Raw genomic sequence first — 16,661 nt, forward strand, 5'->3', positions numbered from 1 at the left:
CCGGAAGTTGTCTGAGCCGTTAGGCGAACTTAGTGTAACGATCTCACTGAAGGTAGTTCTTCCGGCATCCCGTAGCGTGCAGTGGTTGGTCGCTGAGGAAGCAAGCCTTGATTTTTACTCACCAAAGATAATTTATATGGTGTTCGTGAGACCGCTTCGCTCAGTTGCTTCTTTTTATCAAGAAAAAGAAGGGTAAAAAATGATTCTATAGATATATGGTATAATTTTGAACAATTACTTAGTCTGTTTTATTGGCCATAATTGGAAAAATATGTGTTACAAAAGAAGATCACTGAAGATCAGATCCGGATTATTTCTCTTAGTTATATTTGCATCCCTTTTGAACGGTTTCTCTCAGGAGGACGGTACTTATAATATTGTCAGTGTGCATGGGCGTATCCTTGACCAGGAGTCGGGAAAACCTTTGAATGTCGGTGAGAAAGTCTACCTGCAGACCATACTCCAGTTCGGAGCACTTTCAGACAGGGCAATATTGATTGCTCCTTCCAGGGGGCGTTATCGTCTCGAATTAACCACACCCTCTTCCGGGTTATCGGTACCTTCCGGTAAAGCGTTACGGGAGATCAAAAGCCGCCCCCAACTGTTGACCAGTACCCGCGGAATAAGGTTAAGTACGGAAGGAGTTTCAGTCGGAACATTACAGGACTATTTCAAAACAGATACTTTCACTATCATCGGGGAAATGTTGAAAATTCCCGTTAACAAAAAGGACGAACAGAAGTATGACCTCATGTTTCGTTATGAAAGTAGTAATGGAGTTCAGGATGTTATATTTTCCGGATTTACTGTTCATTATGAACAGATCAATCGCCTGCAGATCGACGAATGCTTTGTATTATTGCGGGAAGGGGAAGTCTCCATGCCCGTGAAACAGGTGAAGTTGTATTTTCTCAGCGAAAAAGTACTCTTTGCTGAATTTGCCGCATTACTCTCAGCATTGGATATGTCTGGGAAAGATACTCCGGAAGGGCGACGGGAATTGAAGCAATATTGTTTGGATGTCTACGGAACAATCGATGAACAACAATTGAACAGGTCTATTTCCCGTTTTTTTGATGGTGCTGTTCCGGAAGATATGGCCAATAACCGTCCCCCGGAAATCATGATCTCCGACCCGGTAAACGGCAGCATAATCGGAACGCAACAGGCAAAAGTGACTTTTCATGTTTCAGATATATCCGGCATTCAATCCGTTAAAGTAATGGTCAACGGACGCACGGTCCAATTACTGGCTCCTGACGATATCCGGCAGGGACAGAATGAGATCACAATCGATGTTCCGGAGCAAAACAGCCAGGTATCCCTGGTGGCACAAAACCAGTATGGCAGCAGCACTCCGGCAACAGTACAACTGAACCGGATGACGGATTCGGACAATCAGGTATTCAAGCCTAAGTTGTATGTATTGGCCATTGGTATCAGTAATTACAAAAGTCCGGAACTGCGTTTGAACTACTCATCCAAAGATGCTACGGACTTTGCTAATACCATGCTGGGGCAAAAAGGATTGCTTTACAGTGATGTCACTATAAAGAAACTGACGGACAAGCAGGCCACATCCGTCAATATCCGTGACGGATTGCAATGGTTGCGTAACGAGACTACAGCCCGGGATATTGCAATACTCTTTCTGTCGGGACACGGAACCAACAATAATGTCGGGTCGTTCTATTATATACCTGTCAACGGCGATATTAACCGTCTTGCGGCCACTTGCGTCAGCTATACCGATATCAAGGAAGCAGTGTCCTCAGTGGCCGGGAAGGTGATCGTATTCATTGATGCCTGTCATTCGGGAAATATATTGGGTAATGTTCAGCGGAAATCCGCTGCAATTGATCAACTGGTTCAGGAACTGACCAGTGCGGATAACGGAGCGGTCGTATTTACTTCATCTACGGGTCGCCAGTACTCTCTGGAAAGTGAATCGTGGAACAACGGTGCTTTTACCAAAGCATTGATCGAAGGGATTGAAGGAGACGCCGATCTGTTACAAAGGAACAGTGTCACAGTCAAGACCCTGGATGCCTATGTTTCAGGGCGTGTGAAGGAACTGACCAAAGGTGAGCAGGCGCCGACCACAATTATTCCGGCAAGTATTCCTGATTTTCCCATTGCTATCGTAAAAGAAAAGAAAGACAGGAAAAATATCGATAACCAGGATGAAGCTTCGGAAGAAGGAGAAAAGAATTTTGCCGGAATGATCATTCCGGAACGGGTGAAGATGGAGGACATCGATCTGGTAAATCTGGGTGACGGACAAATGTTCGGTTATATAAAAGATAGTGAAAAAACGCCTTTAGATGGTAAGGTACGCATGATAGACGGCGTGAATCCGGAATATTGGGATGCTCATTTTATTGAGGGCTACCCAGAAGGGAAATGGGATTTTTACCAGAAAAATAAGTTGAAGACCACTGTTGGTTATAAAAACGGTTATTACGACGGTGCATATTGTGATTACCATAGGTCCGGGGGTGAAGTAAAGATCCGGGGCAATTATAAGAATGGAAAGAAAGACGGTGTATGGGAAGAATTTTATGAAAGCGGGATCCCGGAACGGAAAAGTGAATATAAAGACGGGGAATTACAGAAGGAAACCAGCTATTTTACAGATGGAAAGGTAAGTCGTGAGGCCTATTACCGGAATACCCGGCTACATGGGACGGAGAAGCGGTATGACTTTAAAGACGGAGGGCTGATCAGTGATCTTAATTACAAAAACGGAAAACAGGTCGGAAGACAGATGCAACAGACCGGAAATGTTTTGAAGGTCAGTAACTATTCTGAAAAAGGAGAATTGGATGGCTCATATGCGGAGACATATCTTGATACAAAAAAGACCAAGGTCAAAGGCAAATATAAAGATGGAAAAAAAGAAGGGATCTGGGAAGAATTCAGTAGTTCCGGACGAAAATCGAGAACGGAAGAATACAAGAATGGCGATTTGAGAAAAAGTATTACTTATTTTAATGACGGGAATATTGAAAATGAATTTCATTATCTGCACCATGAACAACATGGTCCCGAAAAGCGTTACAGCAGGAGTGGTGTATTGATTACCGATTATAATTACCAAAACGGGAGAAGGGTAGGGAGGCAGATGCACTATTTTTCCGGGTTTGAAAATGATTATATACAGGTAAGCCACTATTCGGAGGTAGGTGAACTCGAAGGCGAATATTCGGAAACTTATGTTAAAGGTAGCCATATCAGAGAAAAGGGAAAATATAAAGCAGGCGAAAAAGATGGTACCTGGCAATACGGTACCCCGGATGGAAAAATAATCCGGGAGGAAATATATAGTAATGGAAAGTTACTGGAAAAAAGAGATTTGTAGACGTTTTTAATCAACAGAGCTTTTAACATATATGTATCTGAAAATATATGCCATTATTATCTCGTTTTTATGTATTCCGGGAGTATTTTCCCAGGAATATACAGTAACTAAGATATGGGATGCAGCTACGCATAATGCCTTTACAGACCTGATCCGGTACAATGGGAAATATTATTGTACTTTCAGGGAAGGAGGAAACCATGAACCTTCTACCAATAATCCGGTAAACGGGAAGATCCGGATCCTTGTGTCTGAAGACGGGGCGCTATGGAAATCAGTCGCTTTAATAGAGAAAGACGGGGTAGATCTGAGGGATTCAAAATTGTCGGAGTCTCCTGACGGCCGTTTAATGATCCTGATGGGCGGAAGTATTTATTCCAACGGGAAACTGACCAGCCGTTATCCGCAGGTAGCTTTTATGGATTCGCAAGGTACGTTTACAGACTTGATACAAGCTCATATCGATCCGCATATCCGTTCGCATATCGATTGGTTATGGCGGGTTACCTGGGATAAAGAAACCGGAGTGGGGTATGGGGTTGTATACCAGTTTTTCGGATGGAAGCAGGAATGGGAGGTATATCTGCTCAGGACAAAAGACGGGGTGAATTATCAATCGATTACTCAATTAGACATTACCGGACAACCGAATGAAGCAACAGTTGAATTATTGGAAGGAGATAAAATGCGTGTGGTGGTCAGACGAGAATCAGGAGATAAAAAAGGAAAAATGGGTTATAGCAGTTTTCCATACAGGGATTGGCAATGGTATGATCTGGGGATCCGGTTAGGCGGCCCCGATATGATCACTCTTCCCAATGGAAAAACACTGATTGGAAGCCGGGATCATTCTGCCGGTGATTCTCAGGCACGTACCGGGCTTTTCATGCTTGATGAAAACAACCGGGCGGTTAAAGTTCTGGAATTACCCAGTGACGGTGATACCAGTTATCCGGGTTTTCTTGTGGTCGACGATGAACTTTGGGTATCATATTATTCTAGCCATGAAGGAAAATCATCCATATATCTGGCAAAGATAAAACTGACGCTTTTTAATGCTCCTTAATATCATTAGTCGTATATCCGGAAATTGATTCAGCGACTATTGGATCTATATCAATGAGTTTGGAGTAATGTGTCCGGTTCAAAAAATGATTTTTTCCGCTACATCTTTCAGTGTTTTTAATATTTTATTGTAATTGGTACGGAAGTTGTGTCGTGTTTGGTGTAATTAATATGTGGTTGAATATGTGAACTTTATTCGTTGTGAACAACTTCTTTTTTCTTTTTTAATACACTAAGGGTACTTTAATTGATTATTGGCAATATTTATTTTGTACTTTTATAAAGTGATTTAAATGAACTCTATAAATCACATAAATTGATAAATCGGCAAACAGAAATCATGAAAGAAAGAGAAAATATAAAAATAGAATTATTTGATAGACTAAAAGAGGCTCATGCTTTATGGTCTTTCAAAAATCCTGATATCTCTCAAATTTCGGATGAAATGCTAATTGAGAAAGTATTACTTCATTTAGATATTCAGGACATTAACAAGCTTTTTTATGTTTATTTAAAAAGTAAAATTAAAGATGTCTGGATAAATAATATTATACCTCTGGAACCGCAGTATCACTCCTATAATATATTGTTCGCAGCAGTATATTTTAATATCAAAAATCCTGATCGTTATATAAAAGCAAAAGTAAATCAACACATTAAATCATTAATATCTCAATGAAAGGATTAGCAATACATACAGAAGAAATATTTGAACCTATAAGTAAACTGGATTCAATTAAGGAATATGTATTGATTGGAGGGACCGCTTTATCATTACAATTAGGTCATCGGTTTAGTGAAGATTTAGATTTCTGCAAATGGAAAAAAGCTAATAAGGACAAAGAAGAGGTGGCTTGGTATTCTATTGAAAAAGAGCTGAATAATATCGGAAACGTTCAATCAAAAGATATCATAGATTTCAATCAGGCAAATTTTATATTAGATGGTGTGAAATTATCGTTCTACGCTAATAATTTGAGCAAACAACCTTCAAATTCAACCATTATTTCTTTCAAAAATAATATCCGTTTAATGGATATTAAAACAATTGGAATAATGAAAATAGAGGTAATGCTGAGGAGGAGTACATTCCGGGATTATTATGATTTATACTCTATTCTTAGGGAAAATATTAATCTTTCAGAATTGGTTGAGGGCGCTTTGAAATACTCCGGGCATCATCTCAAAACTAAAGATATTCTTGCAATGCTGTCAAATGGTGAAAGATTTACAAAAGATAACGAATTTGAAAACCTTGATCCAAAATATAAAATAACAGCAAGTCAGATTCAGGATTATATGATTGATGAAATCAAAAAGTATAATAATGATTTAGTTAAATAATCATTTTGTAAACCTGTTGTAATCAAGCATTATTCAATCAGTATCATAAGTTGCATTATTATGAAAAAAGAAATACTGTTATCAAATGGTAAGTTACATTTTATTGGATGTAAACTGAATTTAAACTAAGAAAGGAAAAACAATACGCATGACCTTTGGAAATCCCATAATGCCCGATGAGTTGGACTCATATACGAACAGTAGGGAACTCGCTTCCTTTTTGAAAGGGAAAGTATATGATTTGGCAAATAGATATGGTGTATCAAAAAAGTAACTATATTGCAAAATCAAATGACAATTATGAGCAAAATGGACAGACGTAAATTTATTGCAACAGGAATAGCCGGATTAGCGGGCATTACGGTGATTGGTTCGGGTATTGCAACCGGATGCGCATTTTCTGAGAACCTTCCTGTAGATATGGTAAAGTTGGGAAAGACAGGACTGAAAGTATCCCGCATTGCTATGGGTACAGGAACTGTTGGATACAATAAAGGATCCAATCAGACGAGGTTGGGAATGGAAAAATTTGTAAAAATGGCCCGTCACGCCTATGAGATGGGTATCCGTTCATTTGATATGGCAGACGGGTACGGCTCACATCCTTATGTAGGCGAGGCAATAAAAACATTGCCCCGGGAAAAAGTGACATTGCTCACTAAAATTTGGACACACCCTGATGGATCGGACAAGATAGAATCCGTTGAGAAGACTTTAGACCGTTACAGACAGGAGATCAATACCGATTATATTGATATTCTCTTGTTGCATTGCCTGACACAGGGAAATTGGACGGAAAACAGAAAACATTACATTGATGGGCTTTCCAAGGCCAAACAGGACGGGATCGTGAAAAAGGTGGGTGTTTCATGCCATCATCTGGATGCCTTAACCGTTGCTGCGGAAAATCCGTGGGTGGATGTGATCATGGCAAGGTTGAATCCGTTCGGCACTAAAATGGATGGGACACCGCAGGTAGTAAATGAGGTGTTGGACAAAGCCATAAAAAACGGGAAGGGTATTATCGGAATGAAAGTATTTGGTGAAGGGAAACATATCTCTGATGATGACCGGGAACAATCGATCAAATATGTGGTTACCGAAGGAAATGTCCATTGCATGACCCTTGGCCTTGAGTCGGAAGCACAGATGGATGACGCTGTTGAAAGAGTCATGCGTTTCGCCAAAAGTTGATGTTGACGCTACTGGGTATTGCATCCATAGTCAGGGAAATTCGTGGAAAAAGAAATGGGTTTTTCTATGTTGATAGAGTCTGTATCCGCACTATGAAGCATCCTGATTTTTCCTATTTTTGTGAAAAATTTTATTGTGTCAGTATCCGGTAAATCATTTTTCAATTCTGTTCTATCCCATGTCTCATACTATAGACGTTGGTATATCATATTTGGAATAATACTGGTTGCACAGGTCTTTTACTTGTTTTCTCTACCCAAAACTTTGTTTGATAAACCCTTATCTACTGTTATCGATGACCGTAACGGGGAATTGATCGGGGCTAAAATCGCATCGGACGGACAATGGCGTTTCCCGGCAGCTGATTCAATTCCGGAAAAATATATTCAATCCGTTATTCTTTTTGAAGACAAAAGGTTTTATAAGCATCCCGGAGTGGATCCTCTTGCCCTGGCGCGCGCGCTGCGTCAAAATATCAGCCGTGGTGGTACCGTGAGCGGAGGAAGTACCATTACCATGCAGGTAATTCGTATGATGCAGGACAATCCGCCGCGCAATATCTGGCAGAAAATAAAAGAGGCCATACTGGCTACCCGCCTGGAACTCCGGTGTTCAAAAGATGAAATATTACGGCTTTATGCGGCAAATGCTCCATTCGGAGGGAATGTCGTAGGAATAGGTGCTGCTTCATGGCGTTATTTCGGCCGGGAACCGGATGAACTCAGTTGGGCGGAAGCAGTTACTCTGGCTATTTTACCTAATGCACCATCACTAATTCATCCCGGACGAAACAGGGAGCGGCTGTTGAATAAACGTAACAGGTTGTTGGACCGGTTACATGAAACAGGAGTCATATCGTGGGAAGATTGTTCTCTGGCCAAAGACGAGCCGCTTCCGGAAAATCCCCGCGCATTGCCTTCGGACGCACCATACCTGTTGAACAGGATTACAGCTTCATATAAGGGGAACAGGGTAAAAACAACCATCGACCAGTCCCTGCAGGAAAGAGTGAATTATATCGTACAGAACCATGCCTCTTCTTACCGTGGCAATTATGTCCATAATATGGCTGTTTTGGTAGCGGAAGCTGAGAGCGGGGATGTCGTGGCTTATGTAGGGAATGTATATGATCCCGGACAACAGATACATGGAAATCAGGTGGACATTATCACAGCTCCCCGGAGTACGGGGAGTATCCTGAAACCGTTTTTATACGCCACCATGCTCGACCATGGTGAAATTTTACCGGATATGCTGGTAGCCGACATACCGATACAAATACGGAATTTTGCTCCGAAAAATTTTGACCGGAGCTATGATGGTGCCGTACCTGCCCATCGGGCACTGGAACGTTCCCTCAATGTGCCTTCGGTACGTATGTTACAGTCACATGGAATTGAAAAATTCCATTTATTGCTTCGGAATCTGGGAATGACCACTCTTACCCAGCCGGCTGAATATTATGGACTGACCCTGATACTGGGAGGTGCGGAAGGTACTTTATGGGACATAACCGGGATGTATGCCCGCTTATCCCGGATTTTGAAACATTATACGGAACGTTCCGGGATGTATGACCCGGCGGATCACCACGGATTGAATTTTTACACACATTTATCCCAAAAGCTGCGTCCCCGTACCCAGGATAAGGATATAGAGAATTTTGCCCCGATAGAAGCGGCTGCTATCTGGCAGACATTCCAGGCACTTTCGGAAGTAAACCGACCGGAAGAGGAAGCATCCTGGAAATCCTTTTCCTCTTCACGTAAAGTGGCCTGGAAAACCGGGACCAGTTACGGACATCGTGACGCCTGGGCAGTAGGTGTGACGCCTCACTATGTGGTAGGTGTCTGGGTCGGTAATGCTTCGGGAGAAGGACGTCCTACGCTCACAGGCGTAAATTATGCGGCTCCGGTATTGTTCGATGTCTTTTCCCAATTGCCTCATGGCTCCTGGTTTGAAATCCCGTATGACGATATGGCCAAAGCCGTGATCTGCCGTAAGAGTGGTTACCGGGCTTCTCCCATCTGTAATGAAGTGGATACCATGATCATCGCCCGGGGTGGGCATGACTCCGAAGTTTGTCCTTACCACACCATCATCCATCTGGATAAAAGCAGGAAATACAGGGTAAACAGTGAATGCGCCAGTGTGAACGAAATGGTTCATGTTCCATGGTTTGTACTTCCGCCGGCCCAGGAATGGTTTTATAAAAGTAAAAATATCGGTTACAAGCCGTTACCTCCTATTCATCCCGATTGCCTGAACACAGAAGGAGAACAGCAGATGGACCTGATCTATCCGCAAGCCAACCTGACGGTCGTACTTCCCAGGCAACTGGACGGAACAGAGGGACAAGTGGTATTCCGGGCCGCACACCGCAGATCTTCCGCTGTCATATTCTGGCACATTGACCATCAATTTGCCGGCAGTACCCAGGCGCCCCACCAGATTGCTGTTGCTCCCGCTCCGGGAGAGCACAGGCTCACGTTGGTAGATGATAAAGGAAATACCATTACCGGTTATTTTACCGTAGATGAGAAAGAGAAACCGTAAAATTTTCTTATCATTGCATGAAAGCTCCATCATAATAAGTAATATAAAACAATTAATGTCATATTTTCTAAGTGTAATCCATTTGAACAGTGTGACATAAGAAAATAATAAATAGCACTGAGTGCTTATTTGCGTATGTATGTATCATCTGCTTGTTGTATCAGTCCTCAGGGAATATTTATGCTGGGTGAATTACCCTCCTCTCCGGTAGTTCTGGAAGGTAACCGGTGGGCATGTATAGAACCTGACTATAAAAATAGCATCAAAGATGCAAATCTCCGGCGACGGATGAGCAGGATTGTGAAAATAGGGGTATCTGCCGCTATGGAATGTGTCAGGCAGTCGGGCGTGGATCCGGATGCCATTATCACAGCAACAGGATTGGGGTGTCTGGCTGATACGGAAAAATTCTTATCTGCACTGACTGATCAGCAGGAACAACAGTTAAACCCAACTCCATTCATTCAGTCGACATTCAATACGGTAGGCGCCCAGACGGCTCTGTTACTGGGAAACCACGGATACAACACCACCTATGTTCATCGTGGTTGTTCTTTTGAAAGTGCTTTGCTGGATGCTAAGATACAGATCGATGAAGGAAATGCCGGACACGTTCTGGTGGGTTGCTTTGACGAAACAACGGATGTCAGCTTCGAGATCATGCGTAGAATGGGGTTCTGGAAAAAAGATCCGGGTAAAAATAGCTCTTTGTATCAGGACGATTCAAGAGGAACGGTATCAGGTGAAGGAGCCGCTTTTTTCATGTTGAGTAAGCAACCGACTCCTCAATCGTTACCAATCAGTATTTCCGATGTTTATTATTTTAACCAACCCGTCGATCATAACTCTGGCGAACATCTGTATGCCTTTCTGTCGTCACGGAAATATGATATTTCCGGCATCGATTTACTGATATTGGGAAATAACGGAGACACACAGGGCGACAAAATCTATCAGGAAATAGCCCGGCGATTTTTTCCGGGAATACCCTATTGCTTCTTTAAAAATTTGTGTGGTGAATACAGCACAGCATCCGGATTTGCACTATCTTTGGCTAGCGGGATATTGATCCGTCAGGAAATCGGAGCGGCCATGTCTTTTGGGAACATTTCCCGGAAAATAAAAAATGTATTGATTATTAATCACTTTCAAAGAACAAGTTATGGCCTGATCCGTTGTACCATTGAGACCATATGAGACACTTTTAAACTAAATAAGTACGATGCAGTTCCATATTCCCATAGAAAATCCGGTAATTGTACTGGCGCTTTGCCTGTCTATTATTTTGGTTGTTCCTCCTGTCTGCCGGAGGATTGGGATGCCTTCCATTTTCGGATTGATCCTTGCAGGGATTGCCATCGGGCCTAAGGGATTTCACCTGATTGGCGAAAAATCGGGACTGGAGCTCTTGTCTACCGCAGGATTGCTTTACCTGATGTTCCTGATGACGTTGGAGATCGATATGTACAGTTTCCGGAAGAATAAGTTCAAAAGCGTCTGGTTCGGTATTTTTACGTTTTTGATCCCTTTTGTACTCGGATACCTGGTAACCCGTTATGCTTTCGGGTATAGTAATACGGCCTCCCTACTCCTTGCCTGTATGTTTTCTACCCATACGCTGGTATCGTACCCGATTGCAGGAAGATTAAATATCACCAAAACCGAACCGGTAGTGATCAGTATTGGAGGGACCATCATCACTGATATGGCTGTTTTGTTGTTTCTTACCATCATTACGACAGCCTATTCCGGCTCCCTGGATTTGTTTTTCTGGATAAAGACCATTGTTTCACTGGGTGGATTTATGTTCCTCATGTTATGGGTTTTTCCTAAAGTGAGCAGATGGTATTTTTCTCATTTTCAGAGCGATGATTCTGCCCAATATATTTTTATCCTCTGTTCATTGTTCATCGCTGCTTTTCTTGCCGAACTGGCAGGAATTGAACCGATTGTAGGAGCATTTTTATGCGGATTGGCGCTTAACAGGGTAATACCTCATCAATCTTCATTGATGAGCCGTACCATATTTATCGGTAATTCCATTTTTATCCCGTTTTTTCTGATCCATATCGGGATGTTGGTCGATATCACGGTTTTTTTCAAAGGCAGCGAAACTTTGATCCTGGCGGCAGCACTGATTGTGGTGGCCTTATTCAGTAAATATATAGCAGCATATGCCACCCGGCTGATCTATAAATACACTAAAGCCGAACAATTATTGTTATTCGGTTTGAGTAGCTCGCATGCAGCGGCAACTATCGCTGTTGTACTTGTAGGGTATAATATGGGGATATTTGATGAGTATATTCTCAATGCCGTGGTATTGATCATTCTTTTTACCTGTCTGGTCAGTACTTATTATACTGATTATGCCGGAAGAAAAGTGGCTGTGCAGCAAAAAGAGCAGGAGGTCCAGGAGAATAAATCAGACCGGATACTACTTCCTTTATCCAATCCGGAAAGTGCTTTCCCCCTTTTTGATTTTGCCGTTTTGATACACCAGCCTCATGAAGAATCTATTATATATCCGCTTACGGTTGCGACAAAGCCGGTACAGTTGGAGCAATCCATGCTAAAGGATAAAGTCACTATTGAATTTTTTGCCAAGCAGTCGGATGCGGCAAAAGTCAGATTTTATCCGGAAGTACGTATAGACGTCAACATATCGGAAGGTATTATCAGGGCTGCCATGGAACTGCAGACTTCACACATTATCCTGGGGTGGAGCGGACAATCAGGTACGGCACGGTATTTTTTCGGGACGATTCTGGATAATTTATTGGATTATTGTAAGCAAACCGTGCTTGTGACCAAATTGATCACGAAAATTTTGAAATTCCAGAGGATATATGTGATGGTTCCCAGGAATGCAGAACATGAAATCGGATTTCATGCATGGCTGGTGATCCTGCAGAAGATACAGCGCAACACTTCGGGTGAATTGCTTTTTATCGGGGACCGGCAGACACTCTCCCATGTATCCCAAATGAATGAGGTATCCTCCCTAACAGGAAAAAACTACCGGATATTGGATGATTTTCCGGATATGCCTACATTGTCCGGTGAATTAACCGGTGAAGATGTATTTATAGTTATCTCGGCACGCCAGAATACGGTTTCTTTCAGCCGGAAGTTAATTTTGATGCCTCGTGTAATTACCCGTTATTTCGGCCATACCAATTGTGTGATCCTTTATCCTGAACAACCGGATGTTTCTCCCGACAACCTGGGAACCACATTTGGCGGTTTTTAAACATTCAATGATCATGATTCGTATAAAAAGATTCGTAAAAAGTTTCGGATATGCCTTCAAGGGTATCGAGCAACTGATCCGTTCGGAACAAAATGCCAGGGTTCATCTGTTGGCGACAGTTGTAGTTATCATTGCCGGTATTACTGTAGGAATAAGTAATGGTGAATGGGCAGTTATATGTATTGCCATAGGATTGGTATGGATGGCCGAAGCGATCAATACTGCCCTGGAAAAACTGGTGGATATCGTGTCACCGGAAAGGAATCCGAAGGCAAAAGCAATCAAGGATATGGCTGCAGGAGCTGTTCTGATCTGTGCTGTTATGGCCGTTGCCGTAGCATTATTTATATTTGTTCCATATATAATCGGTCACCCGTAACAGGTCACATGTCACCAGTCACATGTCACCAGTCATTATACACTGGTCTCATCTTATTTTATTTTTGGATTTCATCCACCGCCTTCAAAAATATCGGGTCTTCCTGATTAATTACCTGGTAAAGTTCGGAAATGCTCCAAAGGTCGCGGGCAATATAACCTTTGATCCATAGCTTGAGATAATTTTTTGACTGGGCGAATTGTTCCGGTTGTCTTTCAAGTCCCTCTTTCTGGGCAAAATCCTGCAGTTCTTTTAAGGTCGATTCTGAGACCTGAAATTTTTTGTTGAATGTTTCAAAAACGGGGTAATCCTGTTCCAGCCGGAGTCGGTTTTTATCTACATAATTCAGGATAAACCGGCTAAAGATCCCTTTTCCCAGTAGCTTATTGTAATAATCATTATAATGAGCCGTATCCACAGGGACAAAAATATCCGGAGTGATTCCTCCTCCTCCGTATACTGTCCGGCCTTCAACCAATGTCTTAAACTTCAGTGAATCTGCAATTTTAATAGTAGTCTCCCCTGTCAGTTCCCCTGTCTGAAGCCGGGTATATACACCTTTATCATATTCGCTGTCTTCAGTATGGTAGGGTTTCTGGATCATGCGTCCGGTTGGGGTATGATAGCGCGAAATGGTCAACCGGATCATCGAACTGTCCCCGAAAAACATCTCACGTTGTACCAGTCCTTTACCGAAAGAACGGCGGCCAACGATCAATCCCCTGTCCCAGTCCTGTATGGCACCTGCCACGATTTCGCTTGCGGAAGCAGAATTTTCATCGATCATGATGACTAGTTTTCCTTTCTTAAAGGATCCGCCGGATGCAGCCATGTAATTGAGACGCTTATTTTTGTCCCCTTCTGTATAAACGATCAGTTGTCCTTTATCGAAGAAATTACTGGCCAGCTGAACGGCAACATCAATATATCCGCCTCCGTTTCCTGTCAGGTCAAGGATCAGGCTTTTTGCACCCTCCTTTTTCAGTATTTTTAACGCATCATCAAATTCTTTTTTTGAAGATGCTGAGAAGCGGGTTAAACGGATATATCCGATATCCTTGTTCACCTTATAATACGAAGCAATGCTATGGATGGGTATTTTATCACGTATGATGTGAAAAGTCAATAAGCCTTTTTCTCCCTTACGTAAAATTTCCACGATTACTTCGGATCCTTTTTTACCCCGTAGCCGTTTGTGAATATCCATTGTTTTTATTCCTTTTCCGGCAACTGTGTCTTGATCAATGGTAATGATCTTATCCCCGTTTCTGATCCCTGTTTTTTCGGAAGGTCCTCCGGGGACCACGGAAATAATAAGGATCGTATCATTCAGGGTACTGAAAGAGATGCCGATACCTTCAAACGAACCTCTGAGAGGTTCGGTCATCGCAAGCACCTCGTCTTTAGGAATGTATACCGAATGAGGATCCAGCTCCTTCAGCGTTTTCCGGATCGCATCTTCTGCTAATTTCCCGATATTCACCGTATCTACATAATATCGTCCTACCCAGTCAAATAACTGGGCCATTTTATAGGCATTTTGTTCGGTCTGTTTGCGAGATTGCGCTTTTCCGGTAACCAGGACCGATACTAAAAGGACTACGTATAATAAAATCTTCTTTCCGGTCATCATACTTTAAATTCCTGTAGGGCTTAACACGACAATCGGCGCCATCATCTCCTCAAGTGAAATACCTCCATGTTGGAATGTGTTCCGGTAGTAATTCGCGTAATGATTGTAATTTTTCGGATAAATCATGTAATCAGAACCGGTGGCAAAAATATAACTGGTACTTACATTAAGCTTTGGAAGATGAATGGTGGAGGGATCCCTTACCTCATAAATATTTTTGGATTCATAATTCAATAATTTACCCTGCTTATACCTTAAGTTAGAGGAACTTTCCCTATCGCCCAACACTTTTACAGGATTGGTCACGTTAATGGAACCATGGTCAGTCGTGATCACTACCTTTATTTTTTCTTCAGAGAGCTGCCGTAAAACATCAATTAAGGAAGAGTGCTCCATCCATGAACGGGTAATCGACCTGTATCCGGATTCGGAACCTGCCAGATCACGGATCACATCGACATTAGTACGGGCATGTGATAGTAGATCTACAAAATTATATACAAATACAGACAGATCGCTGTTGAGATAATCGTGCAGGTTTTCAACCACCCGTTTTCCCTGTTTTTCATTCGATATTTTTTCATAGGAGAGGCTATATGATAATCCCAGACGTTGTAGTTGCTTGCGAAGTAATTCCTGTTCATATAAATTATGGCTGTCCTCATCTTCATCTTCATCCAGCCAGAGATCCGGATGGAGCTTGGTAATATCCAGAGGCATCAGGCCGGAGAACATGGCATTACGTGCATATTGGGTTACCGTAGGTAAAATGGAGCAATAAAGTAATTCCTTGTCAACTTTATAATAATGTCCGATTACAGGAGCAATAGTATACCACTGGTCCAGCCGCAGGTTATCGATCAGGATCATGACAACCTTATCCTGTTTGAGCATCGGAAATACTTCCTGGCGAAATACATTAGGCGACATCAAAGGTTTCCGGTCACTTTGTTTACCAAACCATTTTTCGTAATTGTTCCTGACGAAGCGGGCATAGTTATTATTTGCATCGATTTTCTGTGTCTGCAGAATCTCATACATTCCCTTGTCGTTCAGTTTTTCCAGTTCCAGATCCCAATATACCAGCTGGCGGTATATACTGGTCCAGTCTTCAAAAGTTCCCGCCATATTGATATCCCATCCCAATTGTGTGAACCTGGACTGGTATTGGGAGGTGGTTTGTTCGGTCACCAGCCGTGATGAATCGGTGATCTTTTTAATAGCCAGCAATATCTGATTAGGTTTGACAGGTTTGATCAAATAATCGGCTATTTTTGAACCAATGGCCTGATCCATAATATTCTCCTCTTCACTTTTAGTGATCATGATTACAGGCAGGACCGAATTAACAGTTTTCATTTCTGCCAGGGTTTCCAGTCCGGAAAGCCCGGACATATTCTCATCCAGGAATACCAGATCAATACTTTTATCTTTGAGGATCTCTATACCATCATATCCATTGGTGGCAGTAACTACGTTATAACCTTTACTTTGCAGAAAAAGAATATGCGGTTGTAACAAATCTATTTCGTCATCTACCCAGAGAATGGTGATATTCTTATCCATAATAAGTTTCTATTTAATGATTGATACAGGAAAACCGTATGTTATTGCCTTAGATATTCTTTTTTGAAGAATTCAATATAGTCATTTACCTTCTTGTCAGCCTCCAGTACGGAATAATTACTTTCGGATATGATCACAGGCGTATGCTGGTATTTAACGTTCTTCATGGTATTCTGGTTCATAACGAATGACCGGTAATAACCCTGTGCCTGCGCAAAAGTAGGGAAACTCTTGACCAACAGGATTACATGGGTGTCATCGATGGTATTGCGGACCAGTTCCAGGTTCGAATTCAGGTAATGGTCCAGGT

General features: G+C 42.2%; 12 protein-coding genes. 9 read left to right on the forward strand and 3 right to left on the reverse strand.

What is annotated here, in order from left to right:
- Window positions 1–340 precede the first annotated feature (340 nt).
- The 9 genes from LBQ60_19025 (at window position 341) to LBQ60_19065 (ending at window position 13,152) form a co-directional block, all read left to right on the forward strand.
- A complete protein-coding gene (locus tag LBQ60_19025; GenBank protein ID MDR2040021.1) occupies window positions 341–3,361 on the forward strand; it encodes a caspase family protein in 3,021 nt (1,006 codons plus the stop codon).
- A gap of 31 nt (window positions 3,362–3,392) precedes the next feature.
- Window positions 3,393–4,427: a hypothetical protein gene (locus tag LBQ60_19030; protein ID MDR2040022.1), complete on the forward strand. Its 1,035-nt coding sequence runs from the start codon at window positions 3,393–3,395 to the stop codon at window positions 4,425–4,427.
- A gap of 339 nt (window positions 4,428–4,766) precedes the next feature.
- A complete protein-coding gene (locus LBQ60_19035) occupies window positions 4,767–5,105 on the forward strand; it encodes a hypothetical protein (GenBank protein ID MDR2040023.1) in 339 nt (112 codons plus the stop codon).
- Window positions 5,102–5,770 carry a nucleotidyl transferase AbiEii/AbiGii toxin family protein gene (locus LBQ60_19040; GenBank protein MDR2040024.1) on the forward strand — a complete coding sequence of 223 codons (669 nt, stop codon included), beginning with the start codon at window positions 5,102–5,104 and terminating at the stop codon, window positions 5,768–5,770. Before LBQ60_19035 ends, LBQ60_19040 begins: the two co-directional genes overlap by 4 nt.
- Before the next feature lie 309 nt (window positions 5,771–6,079).
- Window positions 6,080–6,964, forward strand: a complete 885-nt coding sequence (locus LBQ60_19045) for an aldo/keto reductase (protein MDR2040025.1) — start codon at window positions 6,080–6,082, stop codon at window positions 6,962–6,964.
- Window positions 6,965–7,168: 204 nt separating this feature from the next.
- Window positions 7,169–9,520 carry a penicillin-binding protein 1C gene (pbpC, locus tag LBQ60_19050; protein ID MDR2040026.1) on the forward strand — a complete coding sequence of 784 codons (2,352 nt, stop codon included), beginning with the start codon at window positions 7,169–7,171 and terminating at the stop codon, window positions 9,518–9,520.
- 135 nt (window positions 9,521–9,655) lie between these two features.
- Window positions 9,656–10,717: a beta-ketoacyl synthase chain length factor gene (locus LBQ60_19055; protein MDR2040027.1), complete on the forward strand. Its 1,062-nt coding sequence runs from the start codon at window positions 9,656–9,658 to the stop codon at window positions 10,715–10,717.
- A gap of 25 nt (window positions 10,718–10,742) precedes the next feature.
- The gene (locus LBQ60_19060; GenBank protein MDR2040028.1) at window positions 10,743–12,773 is read left to right on the forward strand and encodes a cation:proton antiporter; all 2,031 of its coding nucleotides are present in this window, start codon (window positions 10,743–10,745) and stop codon (window positions 12,771–12,773) included.
- Window positions 12,774–12,786: 13 nt separating this feature from the next.
- Window positions 12,787–13,152: a diacylglycerol kinase family protein gene (locus LBQ60_19065; GenBank protein MDR2040029.1), complete on the forward strand. Its 366-nt coding sequence runs from the start codon at window positions 12,787–12,789 to the stop codon at window positions 13,150–13,152.
- A gap of 58 nt (window positions 13,153–13,210) precedes the next feature.
- Here LBQ60_19065 and LBQ60_19070 read toward each other — a convergent pair whose 3' ends face one another.
- The 3 genes from LBQ60_19070 to LBQ60_19080 form a co-directional block, all read right to left on the reverse strand.
- Window positions 13,211–14,680 (reverse strand): PDZ domain-containing protein, encoded by a 1,470-nt coding sequence (locus tag LBQ60_19070; GenBank protein MDR2040030.1) that lies wholly within the window; start codon window positions 14,678–14,680, stop codon window positions 13,211–13,213.
- A gap of 108 nt (window positions 14,681–14,788) precedes the next feature.
- A complete protein-coding gene (locus LBQ60_19075; GenBank protein ID MDR2040031.1) occupies window positions 14,789–16,351 on the reverse strand; it encodes a PglZ domain-containing protein in 1,563 nt (520 codons plus the stop codon).
- Window positions 16,352–16,392: 41 nt separating this feature from the next.
- On the reverse strand, window positions 16,393–16,661 hold a 269-nt coding region (locus LBQ60_19080; protein MDR2040032.1), incomplete at its 5' end, for a hypothetical protein.

It is taken from the genome of Bacteroidales bacterium (assembly GCA_031275285.1).
Classification (GTDB): domain Bacteria; phylum Bacteroidota; class Bacteroidia; order Bacteroidales; family UBA4181; genus JAIRLS01.